The organism is Burkholderia sp. FW306-1C-G01B, assembly GCF_058781685.1.
Genome location: NZ_JBYSWZ010000014.1, coordinates 73,417 through 97,208, shown reverse-complemented (window position 1 = coordinate 97,208; position 23,792 = coordinate 73,417). Strand labels below are relative to the sequence as shown.

The window sequence follows — 23,792 nt, the reverse complement described above, 5'->3', positions numbered from 1 at the left end:
ACCGCGTCACGACGACCCCATAAGGTTGCACGTTCCCGTCGTGACGTATGCATCCAATCGATATGGTGGCGTTCCCTCGATCAGGGAACGCTCAGTTCCTCGCGACGACGTGCCCGTGTCGCAAGCGATCGGGCGCTTTCACTTTCATCATGCCTTCGCCCCGTTTCATTAAAGGACACGATCGACGCCGATTCGACCCGGATCGCGAACGATCAGGAGACTGGGACCATGCTGAGTCCGCATGAATTCTCGATGCTGCTGCGCATTGCGCGTACGCCTGACAGCGTCGATCAATCGAATCCGACTTTTGCCGTGCTGGTCGAAAAGCGGCTGGTCGTCGATACGCAGGTGCGCATGAACACGGTGGCGGCGCGCCCGGCGCTGACGCCGATCGGCCAGATGATGTTGGCGCGCTTCGACGAAGCGGCCTGAGAGGAAGCGTCACGCCTTCATCGAGACGAAGGGCGTGACGCGCCGAGACACCGGAAACCGCTTACTGCGCGACCGGCACCGTCACGTCGCTGCCGAACCAGTGCATCGAGATTTTCTTCAGCGTGCCGTCCTTTTGCAGGGACTCCAGCGCGTTGTTGATCGCCTTCTCGAACTTCGGGTTGCCCTTGCGGAACGGGATCGCCATTTCCTGCTTGCCGCCGTTCAGCACCGCGCCCGCGCGCAGCGGCAGGTTCGACGTCTTGATCATGTACGGCAGCATCAGGCGATCGTCGAGCGTCGCCTCGATCCGGCCCGCGGCGAGGTCGCGCAGCTTCTCCGGCGCGCCCGGATACGTCTGCACCTCGATGCCCGGCACGGTGCGCGCCATCTGGTCGTAGTTGGTGCCGAGCGTCACGCCGAGCTTCTTGCCCTTGAAATCGTCGAGCGACTTGAAGTTGCGCGCGTCGTCCTTGCGCTGGATCAGCTGCGCGGCCGAGTACGTGTACGGCTGGCTGAAGTCGAGCACTTCCTTGCGCTGCGGCGTGATCGTGACCTGGTTGACGATCACGTCGAACTTGCCGGCCTGCAGGCCCGCGATGATGCCGCTCCATTCGGTCGGGATGAACTGCGTCTTCACGCCGAGCTTGCCGGCGACCGCGTTCGCGACGTCGACGTCGAAGCCTTCGAGTTGACCCGACGTACCGCGCGAATTGAACGGCGGATACGTGCCTTCGAGGCCGACGCGCAGCACGCCGGCTTTCTTCACCGAATCGAGCAGGTCTTCCGCGTGCGCGGCGACGGCCGTGAAGCCGAGGGCCGATGCGAGCAGCAGGCCCGACAGCAGGAACTTCGAACGTTTCATCGCAGATCTCCAGTGTTCAGTACGGTGTTGTGGTGAGCGCCGGGCGCCGGCCGCGCCCGGTGGGCCGCAATACGGGCACGTAGACACTACTCGCAACCGCGCCGCACCGAAAGTCGAATTGGCCCTGATTGAAATCGATTTCATGGGGAGAAGCGACTGACTTCCTGTGGCGTGGACAGGAATCGGCTCGGCTGGGGGCGAGCAATTCGGTGAGCAGCCCCGCTCGGATATTTTCCGATTGCACTCGAAATGTTCTTTTAAATCAGGTCATATTCCGGGTTCGTGCCGTAATTTATCTGTAAAATCGCGCGAGCGGAATCAAATGCCGGCGCCATCCGAGGGCGCGTCAAAAGAAGAAAAGGCCGTTCATGAACATGCAGAACACAATTGCCGCATTGCGCGGCGGGTTGCTTCAGCAGGGCCGACTGCTGAAGCTCGATACGCCGTTGGGGGTCAATACCCTGACCGTGCAGCGGGCGGTCGGCCGTTCGCGCATCGGGCGTGCGTACGAGTTCACGCTCGACGTGCTGTCGACCGATAGCGATCTGGAACTTAAAACGCTGATCGCGCAGCCCGTCACGTTGTGGATTCAGCAGGGCGACCGCAGCTACCGGCCGATCAACGGATACGTGCATACCGCGCGCCGGCTGGGCGCCGACGGCGGGCTCACGACATATCAGCTCGCGTTCGCCGATTTCACCCATTTCCTGAAGTTCCGCCGCGATCAGCGGCTCTGGAACGACACGACCGTCGACCAGATCATTTCCGACGTGCTGAACAAGCATCCGCAGGCGCAAGGCCATTTCCGCTTTGCGCTGTCGAAACCGCTGCCGAACCGTTCGTACACGCGCCAGCACGACACCGACTGGCATTTCGTGCATCGGCTGATGGAGAACGAAGGGCTCTACTGCGCGTGGCAGCAGGCTGACGACGGCAAGTCGCATACGCTCGTGATCACCGACAACCTGCAGGCGTTCGCGCCGCTGTCGCCGGAGACCGTGCGCTTCTATCACGGCGGCGCGGCAAGCGAAGCCGACGCGTTCACGCAATGGTCGGGCACGCGTACGCTGCAGAGCGTGACGCGCACGACCCGCACGTTCGACTACAAGAATCCTTCGCAGCCGTCGAACCCGAAAGGCACGTCGCTGCCGACGATGGGCGGCCAGGGCGAATTGCCCGACCAGCTCGAAGTCTACGAGTACACGGGCGCTTATACGTATCTGGACCAGACGCGCGGCGACCATCTGACGAAGATCAAGATGGAGGAATGGGAGTCGCAGGCAAAGCGCTTCCATGGCGCGGGTGGCGTGCGCGCGATCGATGCGGGCAGACGCTTCACGCTGGCCGACCATCCCGAGCACGATCGCGATCCCGCCGATCAGCGCGAATTCGCCGCGATCGAGGTGGCGTGGTGGATCGAGAACAACCTGCCCGTCGCGAGCGACAGCGCGGACTTTCCATACAGTCTGCGCGAGGCATTGACGCAGGCGCAGGAGCGCTACGGCGCCGATCCCGCATTTCGCGTGCCGCACGATGATGGCTCGACCGGCTTCTATCTCGTCGAAGTCGAAGCGCAACGCGCGAGCGTGCCATATCGCAGCCCGTTCGAACACGAGAAGCCGGAGATGCATCTCGAGACGGCGATCGTCGTCGGGCCGCAGGGCGAGGAAGTCTATACGGACGCGTTGAACCGGATTCGCGTGCAGTTCGTCTGGGACCGCCTGAACCCGGGCAACGAGAACGCGTCGTGCTGGGTGCGCGTCGTGCAGTCGGATACGGGGGGCGGCTACGGCGGCGTGCACGTGCCGCGCATCGGTGAGGAAGTGCTGATCGACTACGTCGGCGGCGACTGCGACCGGCCGCTTGCGGTCGGGCGCGTGTACAACGGCGCGAACCAGCCGCAGTGGCATACCGACGGGATCCTGTCCGGATATCGGTCGAAAGAGTATTCGGGCGGCGGCTACAACCAGCTCGTGATGGACGACGCGACCGGGCAGAACCGCGTGCAGCTGATGAGCAGCAGCGCGAACAGCCTGCTGCATCTCGGTTACATCATCGACCAGAGCGGCAATTCGCGCGGCGCGTATCTCGGCAGCGGGTTCGACCTGCGCTCCGATGCGTACGGTGCGGTGCGGGCGAGCCAGGGCCTGTACGTGACGACGCATCCGAAGTCGGCGAACAGCCAGCCGCTCGACGTGAAAGAGGCGCAGCAGCAGCTTGTGACGGGCGAGAGCCTTGTTGAAGCGATGTCGGGCGTGAGCGAGCAGCATCAGGCGGAAAGCCTGAAGGACGCGCAGGAAACGATGCGCGCGTTCACGGACGCGACGCAGGACAGCGTATCGGGCAGCGCGTCCGGCGGACGCACCGCAGGTGGCGGCGCCGGCAACGCGAACGCGTTCAAGGAGCCGGTGATGCTGTTCGGCAGCCCGTCGGGTATCGGGATGTCGACGCAGCAGTCGCTGCACATGGTCGCGAACGATCATGTGAACGTCGCGAGCGGGCAGAGCGTACACGTTGCGGCGGGCAAGTCGCTGATCGCGAGCATCGGGCAGAAGCTGAGCCTGTTCGTGCAGAACGCGGGGATGAAGCTGTTCGCGGGCAAGGGCAAGGTGGAGATCCAGGCGCAGTCGGACAACGTCGAAGTGACCGCGCAGAAGGCGGTGAAGATCGTGTCGGCGACTGACCGGATTGAAATCGCGGCCGATCAGGGGATTCTGCTGACGAGCGGCGGCGGGTATATCCGCATTCAAGGCGGGAACATCGAGATTCACACGCCGGGTGCGGTGGATGTGAAGGGCGCGTCGCATACGTTCGCTGGGCCGGCGAGCATGGGGTATCCGTTGCCGAGTCCGCGGCCGGATCAGCCGGGGCAGCTGGAGTTGTTTCACAAGTACGTGAACGGCGAGGCCGTGAAGGGCGGGTTGTTCACGGTGAAAGACGTGAACGGCGCGGTGCTGAAGAAGGGCGCGCTCGACAACAGCGGTTATACGGTGGTGAGCGGACTGCCGCCGGGCGCGGTACGCGTCGAGTTCGGGAAGGATCCGCGCGAGTCGGATCAGCCGGCGAACTACTTCAAGCAGACGAAGTGGCCGGCGGAGCCCGTCGAACCATCGCCGGAAGCCGCGCAGGCCACGGCGACAGGGCAGCTTGCCGGCCAGTTGCAGGGGATGACGCCTGCCGCGGCGACGGCTGCCATGGGGTTCGTGAGCGGCGGTGGCGCAGGCGCTGCGCTGGGCGGGCTGGCGAGTTCCGCGTTGCCGGCTGCGGCGACTGCGCTCGGCTGCGCGGGCGTGGCGTCTGCGTTGCAGACGGCTTCGAGCCTGAGCGGTGCCGCGAAGCAGGTGGCCGGGATGGTGCAGGCTGCACGGCAAGGCGGGCTCGCGGCGCTGGCCGCGCCGGCGGCGAACGCAGCATCCGGGGCGCTGCAGGGCGCATTGCCCGGTGTCGCGGGGATCGCGGGCAAAGGCGCGACGACGGTGGCGTCGGCGGCCGGTGCGACCGGCATGAAGCTGCCGACGAGCGGGTTCGGCGGACCGCTGAAATCCTGAGAGGGCGGTGCATCAACCGTCAAGAACAACTAAATCGTGACTTGAACGAAAAACGACATGGCACAACAACTTCCACCGGGCGCAGAGAAGGAACAGGCCGTTACCTGGCTCAGCGATGTTTCCCCCAAGGACGTCGCCGCAGTCGGCAACCGCTTCGACGCGTGGTTGCGCCGGATCAGCGGCAACCACATCACGTTCGAGGACGTGAAGACGTTTGCCGGTGCGGTGCCGATCGTCGGCAACATCATGGCGATGGTTGACGCGCTTGGCGATATTGCCGAAATTGTCGAGAAGCGCGGCGGTCAAGTGCTCGACTACATGAGCCTCGCGATAAACCTGCTCGGCATCATTCCGATTCCGCCGACGCTCGCGCCGTTCCGGATGTCGGCGCGCCCGCTGCTCGCGCTCGTTCGTCACGAATTGCTGACGACGCGCAACAATCTCGGCGCGGCGATCATCTCCGTGCTGGTCACACATATCAACGCGACCTGCGCGACCGAGATCGAGGATTTTCTCAACAAGCTGAAGGCCGGCCTTGTCGAGTTGCTCGACGGATGCGCATCGAAATGCGAGGAACTCATGTTCGCGCTGGCGACCGGCATGGACAAGGCGCTGCATGGACAGCTCTTCGACGCCAGCGGCAATTTGAAGCGCCAGCAGCAGCTCGCGCAGAAGATGGCCGACAACCGGCCGTGGTACAGCCCGAGTCGGGTCGGTGACGGTATCCAGTTCGCGTACGAGGGCACCAAGGCGCTCGGCAAGAAGGTCGCCAACAAGACGGCGGGCACGATGGCGAAGCTCGCGCCCGATGCCTGGCTCGAGCCGTTTCGCGGCACGGTGACCTTCCTTCGGACCGAGGCACCGAAGATCGCGAAGTCGATCCGTTCGCTCGCCGGCAGCGAAGAAGGCAAGATGATGTGGCTGGTCTTGCAACTGATCGAGGCTGTTGGGCGCGTCAAGGCACGCGCGAAGCTTCATGAGCAGAGCGCCGATGTGAAGGCCAGCGGAAAGAGTCAGGCGAAGAAGACGCGCGAGCAGGAAGGGCTGGAGAAAACCAACGGGCAGGCGCCGGCCGAAGGGCCGGGGAAGAGCGCGTGCAAGGCATGCGGGCTCGGGTCGTCGCCGGCATCGATCGATTTCGCGTTCGGTGACGAGACGTTCTCACATGTGGATTTCGACCTGCCGGGGGCGCTGCCGCTCGTTTGGGAGCGAACGTATCGCTCCCGGCTGTCTGCGTATGACAACGGCGAGCTGGGTGCGCGATGGATCACGCCATATACGACGCGAATCGACATCAAGAACGGTCAGTGGATCTATCGCGATGCGGATGGGCGCAGCATCGATTATCCGGCACTCGCGGCCGGCGCGGTGCACGACGATCTGTCGGAGAACCTGACACTGTCGCGGCTCGACGATACGTGGGTGACGATTGCATACGGCCATGACGTGCTGCATGTATACGAGCGCCATGGCGACGCGTTCCGGCTCGCGATGCAGAAAGATCGCGCCGGGAACACGATCACTTTCGACTACGATGCGCTTGATCGCCTTGCGCGCCTGATCGATGCGAGCGGCAATGTGCTTGCGTTCGAGCACGACAAGCATGGCCGGATCGTACAGATCGAGCACGTGCTCAAGGACGGCGAGCGTCGCACGTTGGCGAGATATGAATACGATGCAGACGGCGATCTCGTGCGCGCGGTCGATCGTCATGGCAACGCACGGGCGTATCAATATCGCCGCCACCTTGTGACGCACTATACCGATCGCACGGGCCGCGGGATGACGCTCGAATGGGATGGCGCGGATGCCGACGACAATGCAGACGCGAAGTGCATCCGCGAATATGCGGATGACGGCAGCCTCGATCTCCGGCTCGCGTGGAATCCGAATATCCGTCTGACCTACGTGACCGACGCGCTCGGTCAGATGACGCGGTACTACTTCAACATCCACGGTTACGTGTACCGGATCGTGTATCCGGACGGTAACCAGGAGTGGTTCCGGCGCGATGCCCATCACAATCTGGTGCTGCATATCCGGCAAGACGGCAGCATCGAACGGAGTGAATACGACGCGGGCGGCAATCTGGTTCAGCAGGAGCGGGCGGACGGCAGCGTCGTCGAAATGGCGTACGACGACAAGGATCAGATGATCCGGCTCGTCGATCCGAACGGGCATGTCTGGCAGCGCAAGTACGACGACGCGGGCAACCTCGCCGAAGAGATCGATCCGCTCGAGCACGCGACGAAGTACAGTTACAACGACAAGGGATTGCCGACGCAGATCACCGATGCTAAGGGCGGCTCGAAGGCGCTCGAATATAACGACGACGGGCAGCTCACAAGTTACACGGACTGCTCCGGGAAGAAGACGGAGTGGCGCTACGACGATATTGGGCGCGTGATCGAGACAAAGGACGCATCGGGTGGTGTGGTCGCGTACGACTATGGTCCGAACGGTCAATTGACGTCGATTCGTTCGCCGGCCGGTGTCGTGCACATGCAACACGACGCGGAAGGTCGCTTGTTGCGACATACCGATCAACTCAATCGATCGACGCGATACGGCTATGACGCCGTTGGCCGTATTGCGAGCCGCGTGGATGCACTCGGTCGGACGCTTGCGTATCGCTATGACCGTCTCGGTCGCTTGATTGCGTTGACCGATGCGAACTTTGCGACGTACCAGTTTCACTACGATCCGGCGGGGCGGCTGATCGAGGAAACCAGCTTTGACGGCAAGTCAACGCGCTATGAGTACGACAAGGAAAGCGGCAGCCTTGTTTCGGTTGACGAAGCGGGTTGCGCGACGTCGATTGACGTCGATGCGAACGGCCGTCTGATGAAGCGTGTCGTGGGGGAAAGCGAGGAGCGGTTTGCCTACGACTCGAGCGGTAGGTTGATCGATGCGGCGAACCGATACAGTCGCGTGCAGTTCTTCTTCGATCCGGTCGGCAATCTCGTGCGCGAACATCACGCCCATGATCTGTTTGGCGAACGGCGCAGCTACGTGTGGCATCACGAATACGACGAACTCGGCAACCGGCGACGTACCGTGCGGCCAGACGGTCATGCGGTCGACTGGTTGATGTACGGTTCCGGGCATGTGCACGGGATGCTGCTCGATGGCGAGGAGCGTGTGCAATTCGAGCGTGATGACCTTCATCGCGAGACGGTACGCGTGCTGTCGAGCAAAGTCGGGCAGCGCACGCACTACGATCCGGCGGGACGCGTGCTGCAGCAGACGATCCAGCGGTCAACGTCGCCGGCGCCGCTCGCCGAGCGGCGGTATCGCTATGATGTGGCAGGACAATTGTCACGGATCGAGGACAGCCGCAAGGGTGGGACTGACTATCGATATGATCCGATCGGGCGGTTGATCGAAGCAATCAGCCCACTTGCAAATGAACGGTTCGCGTTCGATCCGGCGAGCAACATCATCGATCCGGTGCGGTCTATGGAGCCGCCTGCATCCCGTCCGAGCCCGGTGCGACCGGAAAGCACGTTACCGATCGAGGTGCCGAAGGTGCTGGGTAACCTGCTGAAGACATATGCGGGGATGCACTTCGAGTACGACGCACGCGGGAATCTGGTGCGCAAGCGTACGCCGGCGGGTGAGCAGGAGTATGAGTGGGACGGGTTCAATCGCTTGTTGTCTGCGCGGGTTGAAGAGGCGTCGCGGCAGAGTCAGTCACGGTATTTTTACGACGCATTCGGTCGCCGGATCGCGAAGGAGGTGAACGGCGAGCGCACGGTGTTCGGGTGGGATGGTGACACGCTGGCGTATGAGAGCGATGGCGAGCGCGGCACGCACTATATCTACGAACCGGGCACGTTTGTGCCGCTGGCGCTGTATGTGGCGGAACCGGTCGAGGGAATCGAAACGCCGGAGTGGAAGAGTACTGACCGCTATGTGCCGGAGGAGGATCCGCTGCAGAAGATGCCGGAGCGGCGAGGCGACGCGGCACTGTTCTATTACCACTGCGACCAGATCGGTACGCCTCAGTTGCTGACGGATGGCGACGGTGACGTCGTGTGGGAAGCGTCGTACAAGGCGTGGGGCGACGCGCGCGAGATTATTGCGCGTGCGTCGACGGCGACAGGAATCGCGTTGAGGAATCCGCTGCGGTTTCAGGGGCAGCAGGTTGATGAGGAGACAGGGCTACATTACAACCGGTATCGGTATTACGATCCCTACTCCGGGCGATTCATCGCGAAGGATCCGATCAGGTTGGCCGGGGGGCTCAATGTCTATCAGTATGTGCCTGCTCCAACGGGATGGGTTGATCCTCTCGGGTTGGCAAAGTGCCGTCCTTGTCCCGAAGATTGCGAAAAAATCTTGACGGAAGCCGGTCGAGGTTACGGCAGGTATGACAAAGTGGACGCGGACTCGCATCACGTCATACAGAACGCCGCCATGAAGGGTTCCGTGTCGGATTATAACGAGATGGACGCGCCTGCAGTGCAATTGGAAGGCCCGCCAAATAAGGTTGGAACCGAGCATTACATTGCCACTCAGTCCCAACGCCAGAAAGGGGTCGGTGGGAATTACGCAGCGGAGCGTCGTGTCGCATATAGGGCTCTTCGGCGAGCAGGTCTGTCAGAGAGCGAGACGCGTTGCCACATCATGCGAAGCGATGCGCACTTTGCCAACTTGGGCGTAACAGGTGATACGCCGACCCGAATGCCGGGAAATCGAAACAGTTCGACTCGGAGGTGGTAGCGTGAACGGATGGATTACATCGGCGATGGTTTCGGAAATCATCAAAATATGTGCTCTGATTTCAAAGGATGATTTTGTTCGCTTGGAGGCAGATGGAAACTTTGAAGTGAGCACATCATCCGAAATAAAGACAGGGATTTTGGAGTACCTGGGAGGGGATTTTCCGAATGAGAGCGACTTGGTGCGAATCGGAGTCCCGGATGAGAATTATGTTCTCAGTCATTCCGCCGTGTACGAAATAAATCCAAGTTCACCATCGGATCGTGACAGGCGAATTCAAATGAATTTGATAGTCGATGGTGTTGAGAGTGACCTGACTCTGATTTTGCGTGCTCACAAGCGAGAAGAGGGTGATGAAGTCCGCATTTACGGTGCTCTCACGCTTTAGGCCACGGGCCACGTGCGCGTGACCGACAAGCTCGAACGCCTGAATGTCGGTCTGGCACTACGAATATGACGAGCTGGGCAATCGTCGGCGGACTGTACGGCCCGACGGTTACGCGATTGACTGGTTGATGTAGGGATCAGGGCATGTGCACCGGATGCTGCTGGATGGCGGGGAGCGCATGCAGTTTGAGCGTGATGAGCTCCATCGCGAAACGGTGTGGATGGGAGCACGTCGTACCGTTCTTCGTGTTTCCGCCGGAGATTCGAAGGGTTGTGTACACCACGAATGCCATTGAAAGTCTGAACATGCAACTGCGCAAGATCATCAAGACGCGCGGTCACTTCCCGAATGACGAGGCCGCGATCAAGCTGCTCTGGCTGGCGCTGCGCAACGTGCTGGCCAAGGCCGCGCGGGCCGCTTTCGATTGGAAATCAGCGATGAATCAGTTTGCTATCCTGTTCGGCGAGCGATTCACGCAGGCACGCGGATAACGCGCTGTTCAACCGCCTCGCCCACAAAAATGCGGACAGGTTCGCTAGACCAATTTCACAGTCGCGGAATTGGCATAATGATGGCCTGCCACCGTGACCCTACGGCGCCCCGCCAAGCACTTCCCCCGTTACAACCGCACTACCCATGTCGACCACCATCGCGACCCCCGCGTCGCTGAAACACATCCTTGAACACCCTGGCGATTTCTCCGGCCGGCTCTGTCTGCCGCCGATGCCGTGGACGCTCGATACAGAAGGCGCATTCACCGAAGACGCCGAAGACGCCGACAGCACCGAAGCCATCGCACTCCAACCCGGCTGGCGCATCACACTGAACAGCGCAACGATCGAAGACATCGTGATCAACGCGCATGATCAGGTCGACGAACCGAGCATCGCGCAACTGCTCGACGCATTCGTGTACTACATCGAAAACGACGAGTTCATTCTGCTCTGACGACGCACACTCCGCGCCACAGTCAAAAAGGACCGCCGGGCGGTCCTTTCTTCATCAAGCAGCAGTGTTCGAACGAAGCACTACGTCTACGGCTCTCAAGGCAACGAAATCGTCAAATTAGCCGACTCCGGCCCGACCTTGATCACCTGAGAATAAGGCGCCAACGCCTGCAGCGTCTTGTCCTTCAGATACGAGTTGAGCCCGAGAAACCCCAGCAGCGCAACCAGCGCAAACACCGCCCCGATCGCCCACACCGGCACCTCGCGCTTCAACCGGTGCGCGATCTGATCCGGCAACGGCCAATGCGGCGCGAACGGCGCGCGCTTGCCCTTCATATGCGCGATCTCATCCCCCAGCCGAGCCGTCAGATAAGCGAGCTTCTCCGGCCCCTCGAGCAGATACTTCCCCTGGAACCCGAGCAGCAGGCACATATGAAACACCTCGAGCGACTGCAGCCGCGCCGCACCCTGCGCACGACATTCCTCGAGATACTGAAAGAACTTCTCGCCCGCCAACTGCTCGCCGAACAGCACGAGCTGCAGCGGCCGGCGCTCCCAGTCCGTGCGGATCTTGTACTGCGACGACAGCACCATCTCGTCGATGGCCGCACAGAACGCGAACTTCGCGGCGTACACATCCTCGGCGGCGATATTCAGCTTCTTCGCGCCGCGCTCGAAATCCGACAGGAATTCCTGGATCCGCGTGCTGAACTCGCTCGCACTGTCCGGCTCGCGGCCGTTCTTGAGCAGGAACAGCATGAAGAAGCCGTCGTACAGCAGGTCAAGCAGCGAACGCGCCTGGAACGCGGAGTCCGTCGACGCCGGGGTATGCATGGGTGCCGGCGCGTTGTCGCCGAACAGGGAAGGCGCGTAGCTCATGATGTGACCGCGATCAGTTCGAACTTCAGGTCATTGATGCCAGTCGGCGCATAGATCATCGCGGACTGGGCCTGCAGCATGCGCTCGTACAGCGCGCCGCGCGAATCGAGCGAGAAGTAGCACGCGCCTGGCCGCACCGGAATCGCGGGCGGCACCTGCGGCGTGTACGACAGCCGCACGCCGGGCATTGCCGACAGCACGAGCTTGTCGACGTCGTCGGGCGCACCGACCTTGAAGCGGGCCGGCACGGCATCGACGAGCTCGACGCTCGGCATGTCCGCGGACACCGCCAGGTAGAACTCGGTCTTGTCGTCGATCTTGCCCGAATCGAGGCGGCCGAGGTGGAACGACGGACGCACCTCGTCGAGCGTGATCGCGAAGTAGCGCGTCGAGATCACGGTGTCGAGCAGCTCGCGCAGCATCAGGTCCAGACGCGCAAAACTCGGCCCCGGATCGTCGTGGCGGTACACGGGCAGATCGGCGAGCGTATAGCCCTTCGAGAACGTCATCAGCTGGCCCGCGAGGCGCAGCAGTTCCTGGAACAGCCGCTCCGGATGCAGTGCCGCGTGCTGGTGCAGGTGCGCGAGCGTCGCGAACGCGGCGTTCGCGGTATGCAGCAGCCAGAACGACGCGATGTCGCCCGAGCGGAATTCGATGATGTTCTTCGACGGCTCGCGGTGGAAGCCGTACAACGCGTTCACCTTCGCCTGCAGCGCGTCGACCAGCTGGCGCAGCCGCTGGTGCAGGATCGGCGACGCGTCGATCGCGAGGCACGGCGGTACGAAGCTGTCGTCGATCTCGAAACCGGACGTCGCGGTGCGGCGCACGCGCACGAGCGGCACCGACAGCAACTGATCGCGCGGTTCGCTGTGTGCGATCAGCTTGACCTGCGTCTTCAGGAACGTGACGTCGGCTTCGGCCGCGTCGGTGAAGTTGTCGGCGACGCTCGTCTGCTCGCTGACGAAGCGCGTCATGAAGCCGGCGGCCGGATCGTCGCTGTAGTTGGTGCCGTTCTCGCGCAGCGGGTGCAGCGCGAGATAGAACACGAATTCGTTGATGCCGTCGGGCAGCGTGTCCAGCGCGATCGGCGGTGGCAGGTCATCGGCCTGCGGCGCGGCATACAGCGCGCCGTCCGGGAACACGAGCGCGAGATCGGCAACCCGCAGCACGTTGCTGCCGAGTGCGTCGCGGTCGATGCGCACGGAGCGCACGCCCCAGTTGTACGGCTGGATCGCCTGGATGGACTCGAACAGGCGCGCCTCGTGGTACGCGTCCTGTCGCTGAAAGTGTTGAGGCCGGAGGAACAGCCCTTCCCCCCACAGCACCTTGGCCGAATAACTCATGTCAAATCCGGTTAATGTCGCGTTGCGATGTAATCGATTTGTTCGTGCCCGAATTAAATCGCCAATTGTTAACTCTTGTTAATTGACATTCGTGCGTCATGTTTAACCGCAGGACACCGAGGAAAGCATATTCAGCGGTTGTGAAGGCGCACCCTGTTGCGGTGCGATGACGGTGCCGTCGGTGACCGTCATCGCGCAATTATGCAGGCCGATGATTATGCCGGATTTCTCCGACTTCGCCGGATCGAACGTCAGTTTCCATCGTTGCAGTGCGGGATCGCGGAACAGCGCGACGATGCCGAATGCCTGCGCTTCGCGCGAGACTTTCTCGGTCGCCGTATAGCGCTGGCCCGGAATCAGCGTGATTTCACGCACATTCAGCAGGTCGGCGCCGAGCGCGGCCTTCTCCTTGGTCGGATCGGTGAACGCATCGAACGGCGCCTGCTGGAACGACGTCGGATCCTTCAGCGCGTAGAGCCGCACGACGAGCGCGAGCGGCTTGTGGTCGGTCGCGGCATTCAGGTTCGGCGCGGCAGCCAGCGTGATCCCGAGATTGCGCGGCGGCTTCTGTGCGTCCGGCAGCTCGGGCTTGCCGATGCCGGCGGCCGACATCACGGCGCTCGCGGCCGAGCCGAGCAGCGGGGCGGCCGCGCATCCGGCCAGAAGGGCGCAGGCAACCAGCGGCAGCGCGTAGCGAATCATGGACGATCTCATCGTGTTTCCGGCGTGCCGCCTTTATCCCTGTCAAAACTGCCGGGTATTTCCGCGTTCGCCGCGTATCCCCGACATTACATCGCTCAATTATTAAGCACGCCTGCGTCGCGGCAAGCGCTCGGAAATTTTTTCCGCCGCCCGGGCGGCGCGTCGTGCAGCCAGTAAAACTTGCGCGCCCCGGCCGAAGGAAAAACCGCCGCGAACCCGCAGCGAGAGGTCATTCGAGGGGGTAGCGCCCGGTTTTAAAAGGAATTACTCTTCACACGACGATTGAATTATGAAAAATTGATCGGTACTATACCCGCGCGCTTCTTGCAAAGCAAAAGAACCAGATTCTCAACGATTTTAAAACTCACGCGCCGGTGGATATAACGATGAAAGACCGTCTCTTCGCAAAACTGTCTGGGGTAGTGCTGGCTTGCGGCGTGATCGCCGGCTGTGCGAGCCAGTCGACCACGCCGCCGAGCGCCGAGGTTTTCAACAAGTCGCTGGCCGATGCGGACGCCGTTGCGAAGTCGGGTGATCAGGACAAGGCTCTCGGCCTGTATCAGCAGCTCGCGAAGTCGGATCCGACGCGCGAGGAGCCGTGGTCGCGCATCGCGCAGATCCAGTTCGCACAGAACCACTACGGGCAGGCGATCGTCGCCGCCCAGGAAGCGCTGCAGCGCGATGCGACCGACCGGCAGGCGAAGAGCGTGCTGGCCGTCGCCGGCCTGCGGATCGCGACGCAGTCGCTCGGCGAATTGCGCCAGGATGCGTCGCTCGCGGGCGACGCGAAGTCGGACGCGCAGACGCTCGCGAAGCAACTGCGCGACACGCTGGGCGAATCGGCGCTGTTCCCGCCGGAGCAGAAATCGCAAACGAAGAAGATCCGCCGCCCGATTCACCGCCCGAAGGTGGCAGCCGGCGCGGCGGCACCAGCGGACAGCGGCGCCACGACGCCGCCTCCGCCCCCGCCGACGTCGAGCGGCAGCGCGCCGCAGAAAGGCGGCGCCGACCCGTTCAGCGCGCTGCGCAACTGACGCGAAAGCAACTGACGCGAAAACCACAACTAACCTGGGAGCCGTCGATGGCCAAGAAAGAAAGCATTCAGAAAAGCTTGCAGAAAATACGGCCGCCGCGCGTCCAGCTGACCTATGAGGTCGAGAAGGGCGACGCGATCGAGGTGAAGGAGCTGCCGTTCGTCGTCGGGGTCGTCGGCGATCTGGCGGGCCAGTCCGAAATCGAGCAGCCGAAGCTGCGCGACCGCAAGTTTGTCAATATCGACCGCGACAACTTCGACGACGTGATGAAGGCGATCGAGCCGCGTGCCGCGTTCCAGGTGGAAAACCGCCTGAGCCCGGAAGGCGGCAAGTTCGCGGTCGACCTGAAGTTCCGCTCGCTGTCGGATTTCAGCCCGGACGAAGTCGTCGAACAGGTCGAGCCGCTGCGCCGCCTGCTCGAGGCGCGCTCGAAGCTCGCCGACCTGCGCAACAAGCTCGCCGGCAACGACAAGCTCGAGGATCTGCTGTCCGAGGTGCTGAAGAACACGCAGCAGCTGCAGGAGCTCGCGAAGGGCACCGGCGGCGACAAAGACGGCGAATGACGACGGAGTGTTGAGATGAACCAGCAAACGGCTGCGGCCCAAACCAGCGGCGCGGAATACGCCGCCGGGACCTCGTTGCTCGACGACATCGTCGAGAAGAGCAAGGTCGCGAAATCCGATTCCGAGCATGCGCGTGCGAAGGACCTGATCGGCGAACTCGTGCACCAGGTGCTCGACGGCACGGTGATCGTGTCGGACAACCTGTCGGCCACGATCGACGCGCGCGTCGCGGAACTCGACCGCCTGATTTCCACGCAGCTTTCCGCGGTGATGCACGCGCCGGAATTCCAGCGCCTCGAAAGCACGTGGCGCGGGATGGATTACCTGGTCAAGGAAAGCAATACGGGCCAGACGATCAAGATCAAGGCGCTGCACGCACCGAAGCGCGACCTCGTGCGCGACTTCAAGGGCGCGAGCGAGTTCGACCAGAGCGCGCTGTTCAAGAAGGTCTACGAAGAAGAATTCGGCACGTTCGGCGGCTCGCCGTTCGGTGCGCTGATCGGCGATTACGAGATCTCGCGCCAGCCGGAAGACATGTACTTCATCGAGCAGATGTCGCACGTCGCGGCGGCCGCGCACGCGCCGTTCATCGCGTCGGCGTCGCCGGAGCTGCTCGGCCTCGAGTCGTTCTCCGACCTCGGCAAGCCGCGCGATCTCGGCAAGGTGTTCGATACCGTCGAATACGCGAAGTGGAAGTCGTTCCGCGATGCCGAGGATTCGCGCTATGTCGGCCTGACGCTGCCGCGCTTCCTCGGCCGCCTGCCGTTCAATCCGAAGGACGGCCAGACCGCGGAGAACTTCAACTTCGTCGAGGACGTCGACGGCACCGATCACGACAAGTACCTGTGGTGCAACGCCGCGTGGGCGTTCGCTGCGCGCCTGACGGCCGCGTTCGACGACTTCGGCTGGTGCGCGGCGATCCGCGGCGTCGAAGGCGGCGGCCTCGTCGAGGACCTGCCGACCCACACGTTCAAGACCGACGACGGCGAAGTCGCGCTGAAGTGCCCGACCGAGATCGCGATCACCGATCGCCGCGAGAAGGAGCTGAGCGACCTCGGCTTCATCCCGCTCGTCCATTGCAAGAACTCAGATTACGCCGCGTTCTTCGCTGCGCAGTCGGTGCAGAAGCCGAAGAAATACAGCACCGACAGCGCGAATGCGAACGCCGTCCTGTCCGCCCAGCTTCAGTACATCTTCTCGGTATCGCGCGTCGCGCACTACCTGAAGGCGATGATGCGGGACAAGATCGGCAGCTTCGCATCGGCGCAGAACGTGGAGACTTTCCTCAACCGGTGGATTTCGCAGTACGTCCTGCTCGACGACAATGCCTCGCAGGAACAGAAAGCGCAATTTCCGCTGCGCGAGGCATCCATACAAGTGTCGGAGATTCCGGGCAAGCCGGGCTCGTATCGTTCGGTCGCATTCCTGCGCCCGCACTTTCAGCTCGACGAACTCTCGATTTCTCTGCGACTTGTCGCTGATCTGCCCAAACCGGCAAATTCATAAGCGAGTAAATCGCCCGGGCGGGCCGCCTGGGTAGGACGTTAAAACCACCTCTTTGGGGAGTCGAAGGGCCATGTTACATATGCACTTGCAGTTTGGTAGTCCGGCGGTGAAGGGCGAATCCGCGGACAAAGACCATCAGGGCTGGATCGAACTGAAATCGTGGGATCACTCGATCGTTCAGCCGCGTTCGGCAACCGCATCGACCGCTGGCGGTCACACGATGACGCGTTGCGAGCACGGCGACATGATTTTCACGAAGGAAATCGATTCGTCGAGCCCGCTGCTGTATCAGCACGCCTCGGGCGGCACCACGTTCGACGAGGTGACGGTCCATTTCTCGCGCGCAGACGGTGAAGGCAAGCGCGTGCAGTATCTGGAAGTCAAGCTCAAGTACGTGATCATCTCGAGCATCGCCCCGAGCGTTCGCGAAGAAGGTCTGCCGCTCGAGACGTTCTCGCTGAAGTACGCGGCCGTGCAGTGGAAGCAAACCCAGCAGAAGATCGGCGGCAACCAGGGCGGCAACACGCAGGGCGCCTGGAGTCTGACGAAGAACGACAAGACCTACGCGGTCTAAGGTCGGTTGCGGCAACGGGGCGCACGGCGTCCCGTTGCCGTTTTCGTAGCTCATACCGGCCGATGAAACGATTCGAACCCAGTTTTCTCGACAAGCTGTTCGACGACGAACCGCACCTGCCGGCCTCGGCAGCGATGCGGCAATTGTCGCTGGACGAGCTCAAGACCACGGTCGCCCGCGACGTCGAGGCGATCCTCAACACCCGTATCGCGCACACCGAGAACGAGCTGGCCGAGCTGCCGGAATGCCAGAAATCGGTGCTGACCTACGGGCTGAACGATTTCGCGGGGCTGAGCCTCGCGAGTCACTACGACCGCGCGTTCATCTGCAAGTCGATCCAGCAGGCCATCGCGCGCCATGAGCCGCGCCTGCAGCAGGTACAGGTGACGTTCGAGCTGAACGAGCAGGCGACCAACGCGCTCTACTTCGCGATCCAGGCGCTGCTCGTCGTGCACCCGGCCGAGGAGCCGGTGAATTTCGACGCGATGCTGCAGCCGTCGACGCTGCAGTATTCGGTCACACGCGCACGCGCCGCGAGAATGCAGTAAATCAAGCCGCCGAGCGGGCCGGACCGCCCGGTGGTCGATCAGGTCCGGCAGGAAATATTGAGGTTCGGGGTCGTCGATGGAAGAATTGCTGCCGTATTACGAGCGCGAATTATCGTTTTTGCGGCGCTATTCGCGAGATTTCGCCGAACGCTATCCGAAGATCGCGGCGCGGCTCGCGTTGTCCGGCGAGCATTGCGAGGATCCGCACGTCGAGCGGATGATCGAGTCGTTCGCGCTGCTCGGCGCGCGCATCAACAAGAAGCTCGACGACGACTACCCCGAATTCACCGAAGCGCTGCTGGAAGTGCTGTATCCGCACTACCTGCGGCCGTTCCCGTCGTGCTCGATCGCGCAGTTCACGCCGGCTTCGCCCGGCCAGCAGACCGAACCGGTCGTGATCGACCGCGGCACCGAGCTGAAGAGCCGCCCGATCCGCGGCGTGCAGTGCCGGTTCCGCACCGCCTACGACGTGACGCTCGCGCCGGTCCGCATCTCGGAAGCGCGCTACACGCCGGTCGCGCTCGCGCCGAGCGCGACGGTGCTGCCGTCCAACGCGACGGGCGTGATCTCGATCACGTTCGAGTCGCTCGCCGCGCAGCTCGATCTCGGCGCGCTGAAGGTGCCGATGTTGCGCGCGCATCTGCACGGCGAGCAGTCGTTCGTCGCCGCGCTGACCGACTGCCTGTTCGTCAACGTGCTCGGCGCGTATGTCGAGCCCGAACGCAACGGCCGCTGGACCGCGCTGCGCAAGCTGCCGATCGAGCAGGCCGGCTTCGACGAGGACGGCGCGCTGATCGATTACCCGGCGAAATCGCATCCCGCGTATCGCCTGCTCACCGAATACTTCGCGTTCCCCGACAAGTTCGATTTCGTCGATTTCGACCTCGCGGCGATCGCGCGTGCGTCGGGCCGCTGCCAGCGCGCGACGCTGCATCTGGTGCTGCAGGACGTGCGCAGCGATTCGCACGTCGCACGGCTGCTCGAGCTGCTGACGGCAAGCCACTTCCGGCTGTTCTGCACGCCGATCGTCAACCTGTTCCGCCAGCACGGCGAGCCGATCCGCATCACGCACCGCGCGGTGTCCTACCCGGTGATCGCCGAGGCGCGCCGCGCGTTCGCGTACGAGGTGTACTCGATCGACTCGGTGAAGCTCGTCAGGCAGCAGGCGCATGAAGAATCGGTGATCGAGTTCCGGCCGTTCTATTCGCTGCATCACGGCGAATCGGCGCGAATCGGTCACTACTGGTTCGCGCGCCGCAACGACTGGGTCGCGCAGAAGAGCCCCGGCTACGAAACCGAGATCTCGATCGTCGACATCGACTTCGAGCCGACGTCGCCGCAGACCGACACGCTGAGCCTCGACCTCACCTGCACGAACCGCGACCTGCCGGCGATGCTCGCGTTCGGCCTCGAAGGCGGCGACCTGTTCCAGGAAGGCGGCGCGCAGACCAGCGGCATCTCGATGCTGCGCCGTCCGACGCAGAGCGTGCGCTTCGAGCGCGGCCGCGCCGCGCACTGGCGGCTCGTGTCGCACCTCGCGCTCAATCACGTGTCGCTGGTCGCGCACGGCCTCGCGCCGCTGAAGGAAATGCTGACGCTGTACGACCTGCGGCGCACCGCCGTGTCGATGCGCCAGATCGACGGCCTCGCCGGCATCGAGCAGCGCGGCGCCGTGCAATGGCTGCCCGGCAAGCCGTTCGCGACCTTCGTGCGCGGCATCGAGATTCGCCTGACGATCGACGAGGAGCACTTCGTCGGCGCGAGCCTCGCGTCGTTCGTGCGCGTGCTCGACAGCTTCTTCGGGCTTTACGTCCACCTCAACAGTTTCGTTCAACTAGTCGTCGTGTCGAAGCGCACCGGCGAGGAGATCATCCGATGCAAGCCCCGGACCGGCGAATCGATCCTGGCGTAGTCGACGCGCTGCTCGACGAGCCGCACCGCTTCGAATTCTTCCAGGCGGTGCGCGTGCTCGAAGGGCTGTTCGCGCGGCAGGCGTCGGATGCCCCCGGCGCATGGCGGCAGGGCGATGTGGTCGCGCAACGCATCGAATTTCGCAACACGCTGTCGCTCGGCTTTCCGCCGAGCGAGATCGAGGGCGCTCGCTCGTTTGACGACGACGGCACGCTGCTCGACTCGGGCGAGCAGCGCGGCGCCGCGCTCGCGGCCGGCGAGCTCGGCCACGTCGAGCTGACGCCCGCGTTCTTCGGGCTGCTCGGCGGGCAGGGCGCGCTGCCGCTGCACTACACCGAGCAGATCGTCGCGCGCGAGCACCTGAAGCGCGACCACGCGGCGCGCGCGTTCTTCGACGTGTTCTCGAACCGTGCGACCGCGCTGTTCTATGCGGCGTGGAAGAAATACCGGCTGCCGTTCCATTACGAGCTCGACCGCGACGAGCGCTACCTGCCGCTGCTGCTCGCGATCGCGGGCGTGCCGAGCGACGAGGTGCGCGACAGCCTCGCGGCCGGCGCCGGCGGCGTGCTCGACGAAGCCGTCGCCGGCTATGCGCTGGCCGCGCGGCACCGGCCGATGTCGGCCGCGTACCTGCAGCGCACGCTGTCCGACTATTTCCGCGTGCCGGTGAAGATCGACCAGTTCGTCGGCAAGTGGTACGACGTGCCGTCCGACCAGTTGAGCGTGCTCGGCGAAGTCAACGCGGTGCTCGGCGCGACGGCGCTCGTCGGCGAACGCGTGTGGCAGCGCGACATGCGCGCGCGGATCGTCGTCGGCCCGCTGTCCAAGCGCGACTACGAGGCGTTCCTGCCCGGCGGCGCGCACGCCGTCGCGCTCGAACGGATGCTGACGCTGCTCGCCGGCGTCACGCTCGAATACGAGGTGAAGCTGGTGCTGAAGCGCACCGAGGTCGGCGCGAGCGTGCTCGGCGCGGGCTCGCGGCTCGGCTGGGACGCGTTCCTCTGTACGCGCGACGCGATCGACGACCGCTCGGACGCCCGCTACGAACTGCACGTGATTCATTGATTCACTGATTCCGAACGACAACAAACACGCAATCGAACCTGAGATCGACGCCATGAGCACGCCTCTGAAGACCCTGATCACGAAACTGAACCCGCTGTGCCGGCACGCGGCCGAGCGTGCGGCGAGCGCGTGCCTGGCGCGCGGCCACTACGAGGTCGATCTGGAGCACCTGTTCCTCGCTTTGCTCGAAGAGCCGGTGGGCGACCTGCCGCTCGCGCTGCGCGCGAGCCGCGTCGATCCGCATGCGCTGCGCGCGGACCTCGAGCGCGAGCTGACGCGCCTGAAGACCGGCAACACGCGTACGCCGGTGTTTTCGGTGCATCTGATCGCACTGTTCGAACAGGCGTGGCTGATCGCATCGCTCGATTCGCAGCTCGGCCGCATCCGTTCGGGGCACCTGCTGCTCGCGCTGCTGACCGCGCCGGATCTCGCGCAGTTCGCGCAGCGGATGTCGTCGCAGTTCGCGGAAGTGAATGTGACGGACCTGAAGCACAAGTTCGACGAGATCATGGCAGGGTCGAGCGAAGCCGAGCCGCGCCAGGCCGATACCGACGGCGGCGGCGTGGCGCCGGCCGCCGACGGTGCCGCGCCCGCGGCCGGCCCGTCGAAGACGCCCGCGCTCGACACGTACACGACCAACCTCACGCAGCGCGCGCGCGACGGCAAGATCGATCCGGTGATCGGCCGCGAAGCCGAGATCCGCCAGGCGGTCGACATCCTGATGCGCCGCCGCCAGAACAACCCGATCATGACCGGCGAGGCCGGTGTTGGCAAAACGGCGGTCGTCGAGGGCCTCGCGCTGCGGATCGCGGCCGACGACGTGCCGCCGCCGCTCTCCGGCGTCGCGCTGCACGTGCTCGACATGGGGCTGCTGCAGGCCGGCGCGAGCGTGAAGGGCGAGTTCGAGAACCGGCTGAAGAGCGTGATCGACGAAGTGAAGAAGAGCGCGCATCCGATCATCCTGTTCATCGACGAGGCGCACACGATCATCGGCGCGGGCGGCCAGGCCGGCCAGAACGACGCGGCGAACCTGCTGAAGCCGGCGCTTGCGCGCGGCGAGCTGCGCACGATCGCCGCGACGACGTGGAGCGAATACAAGAAGTACTTCGAGAAGGACGCGGCGCTCGCGCGGCGCTTCCAGGTCGTGAAGGTCGAGGAGCCGGGCGAGCCGCTCGCGGCCGCGATGCTGCGCGGCATGTCGGGCCTGATGGAGAAGCACTTCAACGTGCGGATCCTCGACGATGCGATCACCGAGGCCGTGCGCCTGTCGCACCGCTACATCAGCGGCCGCCAGCTTCCCGACAAGGCGATCAGCGTGCTCGACACCGCATGCGCGAAGGTCGCGCTCGCGCACAGCGCGACGCCGGCGGCGATCGACGACACGAAGAAGCGGATCGAGCGGATCGATGCGGAAATCGCGTCGCTGGAACGCGAGGCAGCGGGCGGCGCGCCGCACGACGAGCGGCTCGGCGAGCTGCGCGGTGCGCGCGACACGGCGCTGGAGCAACTCGCGAAGGACGAAGCGCGCTACGAAGCCGAGCGCGCGATCGTCGCCGAGATCACCGAATTGCGCGAAACGCTCGACAAGGCGCGCGGCCCGTCCGAGGATGGCCAGCCGGTCGACGTGCAGGCGACGCGCGACAAGCTCGCGGAACGCGTCGCGGCGCTGCACGCGCTGCAGGGCGGCGAGCCGATGGTGCCGCTGCAGGTCGACGGCCACGTCGTCGCCGAGATCGTCGCCGCGTGGACGGGCATTCCTCTCGGCCGGATGGTGAAGGACGAGATCGACACCGTGCTGAACCTGCAGCCGCTGCTGACTGCGCGCGTGATCGGCCAGGACCACGCGCTCGACGCGATCGCGCAGCGCGTGCGCACCGCGACCGCGAACCTCGAGGATCCGAACAAGCCGCGCGGCGTGTTCATGTTCGTCGGGCCGTCGGGCGTCGGCAAGACCGAGACGGCGCTCGCGCTGGCCGACATCCTGTACGGCGGCGAGCGCAAGATGGTCACGATCAACATGAGCGAGTACCAGGAAGCGCACAGCGTGTCGGGCCTGAAGGGCTCGCCGCCCGGCTATGTCGGCTACGGCGAGGGCGGCGTGCTGACCGAGGCCGTGCGCCGCAACCCGTATTCCGTCGTGCTGCTCGACGAGGTCGAGAAGGCGCACCCCGACGTGCTCGAGATGTTCTTCCAGGTGTTCGACAAGGGCACGATGGACGACGCGGAAGGGCGCGAGATCGATTTCCGCAACACGCTGATCATCCTGACGTCGAACGTCGGTTCGTCCGCGGTGATGGCGGCGTGCCTGAACAAGCCGGCCGACGAGCTGCCCGATCCGGACGCGCTCGCCGAGACGCTGCGCCCGCAGTTGTACAAGACCTTCAAGCCCGCGTTCCTCGGCCGGATGAAGGTCGTGCCGTACTATCCGATTTCCGACGACGTGCTGGCCGAGATCATCGAGCTGAAACTCGAGCGGATCCGCCGCCGGATCGACGCGAACCACAAGGCCGCGTTCGAATGGGACGAGTCGCTCGTCGATGCGGTGCTGGCGCGCTGCACCGAGGTCGATTCGGGCGCCCGCAATGTCGACCATATCCTGAACGGCACGCTGCTGCCGGAGATCGCGGGCCACGTGCTCGGCCGGATCGCCGACGGCGAGGCCATCGCGCGCATCGCGGTGCGTGCGGACGAGGCCGGCGAATTCGCCTATACGGTCGAATGAGCGGTCGAATGAGCCCCCGCGCGCGACATCTGATGCATCAACG

17 protein-coding genes and 1 pseudogene are annotated in these 23,792 nt (G+C 63.8%); 14 read left to right on the top strand and 4 right to left on the bottom strand.

What is annotated here, in order from left to right; translation table 11 throughout:
* Nucleotides 1–228 precede the first annotated feature (228 nt).
* Nucleotides 229–432 carry a hypothetical protein gene (locus AC3WLY_RS25920; protein WP_492308811.1) on the top strand — a complete coding sequence of 68 codons (204 nt, stop codon included), beginning with the start codon at nucleotides 229–231 and terminating at the stop codon, nucleotides 430–432.
* Nucleotides 433–493: 61 nt separating this feature from the next.
* Here the strand turns inward: AC3WLY_RS25920 and AC3WLY_RS25915 are convergent, their stop codons facing one another.
* The gene (locus tag AC3WLY_RS25915) at nucleotides 494–1,294 is read right to left on the bottom strand and encodes a transporter substrate-binding domain-containing protein (protein WP_492308812.1); all 801 of its coding nucleotides are present in this window, start codon (nucleotides 1,292–1,294) and stop codon (nucleotides 494–496) included.
* A gap of 368 nt (nucleotides 1,295–1,662) precedes the next feature.
* Here AC3WLY_RS25915 and AC3WLY_RS25910 point away from each other — a divergent pair, with 368 nt between their 5' ends.
* From AC3WLY_RS25910 to AC3WLY_RS25890, 5 genes and pseudogenes are all read left to right on the top strand, one after another.
* A complete protein-coding gene (locus AC3WLY_RS25910) occupies nucleotides 1,663–4,842 on the top strand; it encodes a type VI secretion system Vgr family protein (RefSeq protein WP_492308813.1) in 3,180 nt (1,059 codons plus the stop codon).
* A gap of 57 nt (nucleotides 4,843–4,899) precedes the next feature.
* Nucleotides 4,900–9,567 carry an RHS repeat-associated core domain-containing protein gene (locus AC3WLY_RS25905; RefSeq protein WP_492308814.1) on the top strand — a complete coding sequence of 1,556 codons (4,668 nt, stop codon included), beginning with the start codon at nucleotides 4,900–4,902 and terminating at the stop codon, nucleotides 9,565–9,567.
* Between the two features lies 1 nt (nucleotide 9,568).
* Nucleotides 9,569–9,955 carry a hypothetical protein gene (locus AC3WLY_RS25900; protein ID WP_492308815.1) on the top strand — a complete coding sequence of 129 codons (387 nt, stop codon included), beginning with the start codon at nucleotides 9,569–9,571 and terminating at the stop codon, nucleotides 9,953–9,955.
* A gap of 212 nt (nucleotides 9,956–10,167) precedes the next feature.
* A pseudogene (locus AC3WLY_RS25895) lies at nucleotides 10,168–10,446 on the top strand (transposase); the annotation flags it as partial.
* 145 nt (nucleotides 10,447–10,591) lie between these two features.
* Nucleotides 10,592–10,903 carry a DUF7716 domain-containing protein gene (locus AC3WLY_RS25890; RefSeq protein ID WP_492308816.1) on the top strand — a complete coding sequence of 104 codons (312 nt, stop codon included), beginning with the start codon at nucleotides 10,592–10,594 and terminating at the stop codon, nucleotides 10,901–10,903.
* Between the two features lie 95 nt (nucleotides 10,904–10,998).
* Here the strand turns inward: AC3WLY_RS25890 and icmH are convergent, their stop codons facing one another.
* From icmH to tssJ, 3 genes are all read right to left on the bottom strand, one after another.
* Nucleotides 10,999–11,781: a type IVB secretion system protein IcmH/DotU gene (gene icmH / locus AC3WLY_RS25885; protein WP_034183673.1), complete on the bottom strand. Its 783-nt coding sequence runs from the start codon at nucleotides 11,779–11,781 to the stop codon at nucleotides 10,999–11,001.
* Nucleotides 11,778–13,124: a type VI secretion system baseplate subunit TssK gene (tssK, locus tag AC3WLY_RS25880; RefSeq protein WP_175963196.1), complete on the bottom strand. Its 1,347-nt coding sequence runs from the start codon at nucleotides 13,122–13,124 to the stop codon at nucleotides 11,778–11,780. Before tssK ends, icmH begins: the two co-directional genes overlap by 4 nt.
* 102 nt (nucleotides 13,125–13,226) lie before the next feature.
* Entirely contained in the window at nucleotides 13,227–13,838 is a 612-nt protein-coding gene (tssJ, locus tag AC3WLY_RS25875; protein WP_072442950.1) for a type VI secretion system lipoprotein TssJ, read from the bottom strand.
* Between the two features lie 374 nt (nucleotides 13,839–14,212).
* Here tssJ and AC3WLY_RS25870 point away from each other — a divergent pair, with 374 nt between their 5' ends.
* The 8 genes from AC3WLY_RS25870 (at nucleotide 14,213) to tssH (ending at nucleotide 23,749) form a co-directional block, all read left to right on the top strand.
* Nucleotides 14,213–14,860: a tetratricopeptide repeat protein gene (locus tag AC3WLY_RS25870; protein ID WP_072442952.1), complete on the top strand. Its 648-nt coding sequence runs from the start codon at nucleotides 14,213–14,215 to the stop codon at nucleotides 14,858–14,860.
* A gap of 47 nt (nucleotides 14,861–14,907) precedes the next feature.
* Nucleotides 14,908–15,423, top strand: coding sequence for a type VI secretion system contractile sheath small subunit (tssB, locus tag AC3WLY_RS25865; protein WP_006484395.1), 516 nt, complete (start codon nucleotides 14,908–14,910; stop codon nucleotides 15,421–15,423).
* Nucleotides 15,424–15,438: 15 nt separating this feature from the next.
* Nucleotides 15,439–16,929, top strand: a complete 1,491-nt coding sequence (gene tssC / locus AC3WLY_RS25860) for a type VI secretion system contractile sheath large subunit (RefSeq protein WP_072442954.1) — start codon at nucleotides 15,439–15,441, stop codon at nucleotides 16,927–16,929.
* 70 nt (nucleotides 16,930–16,999) lie between these two features.
* On the top strand, nucleotides 17,000–17,503 hold the full coding sequence (locus AC3WLY_RS25855; RefSeq protein ID WP_006477093.1) for an Hcp family type VI secretion system effector: 504 nt from the start codon (nucleotides 17,000–17,002) through the stop codon (nucleotides 17,501–17,503).
* A gap of 62 nt (nucleotides 17,504–17,565) precedes the next feature.
* The gene (tssE, locus tag AC3WLY_RS25850; protein WP_072442955.1) at nucleotides 17,566–18,051 is read left to right on the top strand and encodes a type VI secretion system baseplate subunit TssE; all 486 of its coding nucleotides are present in this window, start codon (nucleotides 17,566–17,568) and stop codon (nucleotides 18,049–18,051) included.
* Between the two features lie 76 nt (nucleotides 18,052–18,127).
* Nucleotides 18,128–19,963, top strand: a complete 1,836-nt coding sequence (tssF, locus tag AC3WLY_RS25845) for a type VI secretion system baseplate subunit TssF (protein WP_492308817.1) — start codon at nucleotides 18,128–18,130, stop codon at nucleotides 19,961–19,963.
* Entirely contained in the window at nucleotides 19,927–21,027 is a 1,101-nt protein-coding gene (tssG, locus tag AC3WLY_RS25840) for a type VI secretion system baseplate subunit TssG (RefSeq protein WP_175963194.1), read from the top strand. Before tssF ends, tssG begins: the two co-directional genes overlap by 37 nt.
* Nucleotides 21,028–21,079: 52 nt before the next feature.
* A complete protein-coding gene (gene tssH, locus AC3WLY_RS25835; protein WP_492308818.1) occupies nucleotides 21,080–23,749 on the top strand; it encodes a type VI secretion system ATPase TssH in 2,670 nt (889 codons plus the stop codon).
* The last annotated feature ends 43 nt before the right edge of the window (nucleotides 23,750–23,792 follow it).

Bases quoted from the DNA above. Each gene is read 5' to 3' on its own strand.
- tssC (WP_072442954.1), top strand. From the start codon at position 15,439: ATGAACCAGCAAACGGCTGCGGCCCAAACCAGCGGCGCGGAATACGCC.
- AC3WLY_RS25890 (WP_492308816.1), top strand. From the start codon at position 10,592: ATGTCGACCACCATCGCGACCCCCGCGTCGCTGAAACACATCCTTGAA.
- tssK (WP_175963196.1), bottom strand. From the start codon at position 13,124: ATGAGTTATTCGGCCAAGGTGCTGTGGGGGGAAGGGCTGTTCCTCCGG.
- AC3WLY_RS25915 (WP_492308812.1), bottom strand. From the start codon at position 1,294: ATGAAACGTTCGAAGTTCCTGCTGTCGGGCCTGCTGCTCGCATCGGCC.
- AC3WLY_RS25855 (WP_006477093.1), top strand. From the start codon at position 17,000: ATGTTACATATGCACTTGCAGTTTGGTAGTCCGGCGGTGAAGGGCGAA.
- icmH (WP_034183673.1), bottom strand. From the start codon at position 11,781: ATGAGCTACGCGCCTTCCCTGTTCGGCGACAACGCGCCGGCACCCATG.
- tssH (WP_492308818.1), top strand. From the start codon at position 21,080: ATGAGCACGCCTCTGAAGACCCTGATCACGAAACTGAACCCGCTGTGC.
- tssG (WP_175963194.1), top strand. From the start codon at position 19,927: ATGCAAGCCCCGGACCGGCGAATCGATCCTGGCGTAGTCGACGCGCTG.
- tssF (WP_492308817.1), top strand. From the start codon at position 18,128: ATGGAAGAATTGCTGCCGTATTACGAGCGCGAATTATCGTTTTTGCGG.
- AC3WLY_RS25910 (WP_492308813.1), top strand. From the start codon at position 1,663: ATGAACATGCAGAACACAATTGCCGCATTGCGCGGCGGGTTGCTTCAG.
- tssB (WP_006484395.1), top strand. From the start codon at position 14,908: ATGGCCAAGAAAGAAAGCATTCAGAAAAGCTTGCAGAAAATACGGCCG.
- AC3WLY_RS25905 (WP_492308814.1), top strand. From the start codon at position 4,900: ATGGCACAACAACTTCCACCGGGCGCAGAGAAGGAACAGGCCGTTACC.
- tssE (WP_072442955.1), top strand. From the start codon at position 17,566: ATGAAACGATTCGAACCCAGTTTTCTCGACAAGCTGTTCGACGACGAA.
- tssJ (WP_072442950.1), bottom strand. From the start codon at position 13,838: ATGAGATCGTCCATGATTCGCTACGCGCTGCCGCTGGTTGCCTGCGCC.
- AC3WLY_RS25870 (WP_072442952.1), top strand. From the start codon at position 14,213: ATGAAAGACCGTCTCTTCGCAAAACTGTCTGGGGTAGTGCTGGCTTGC.
- AC3WLY_RS25920 (WP_492308811.1), top strand. From the start codon at position 229: ATGCTGAGTCCGCATGAATTCTCGATGCTGCTGCGCATTGCGCGTACG.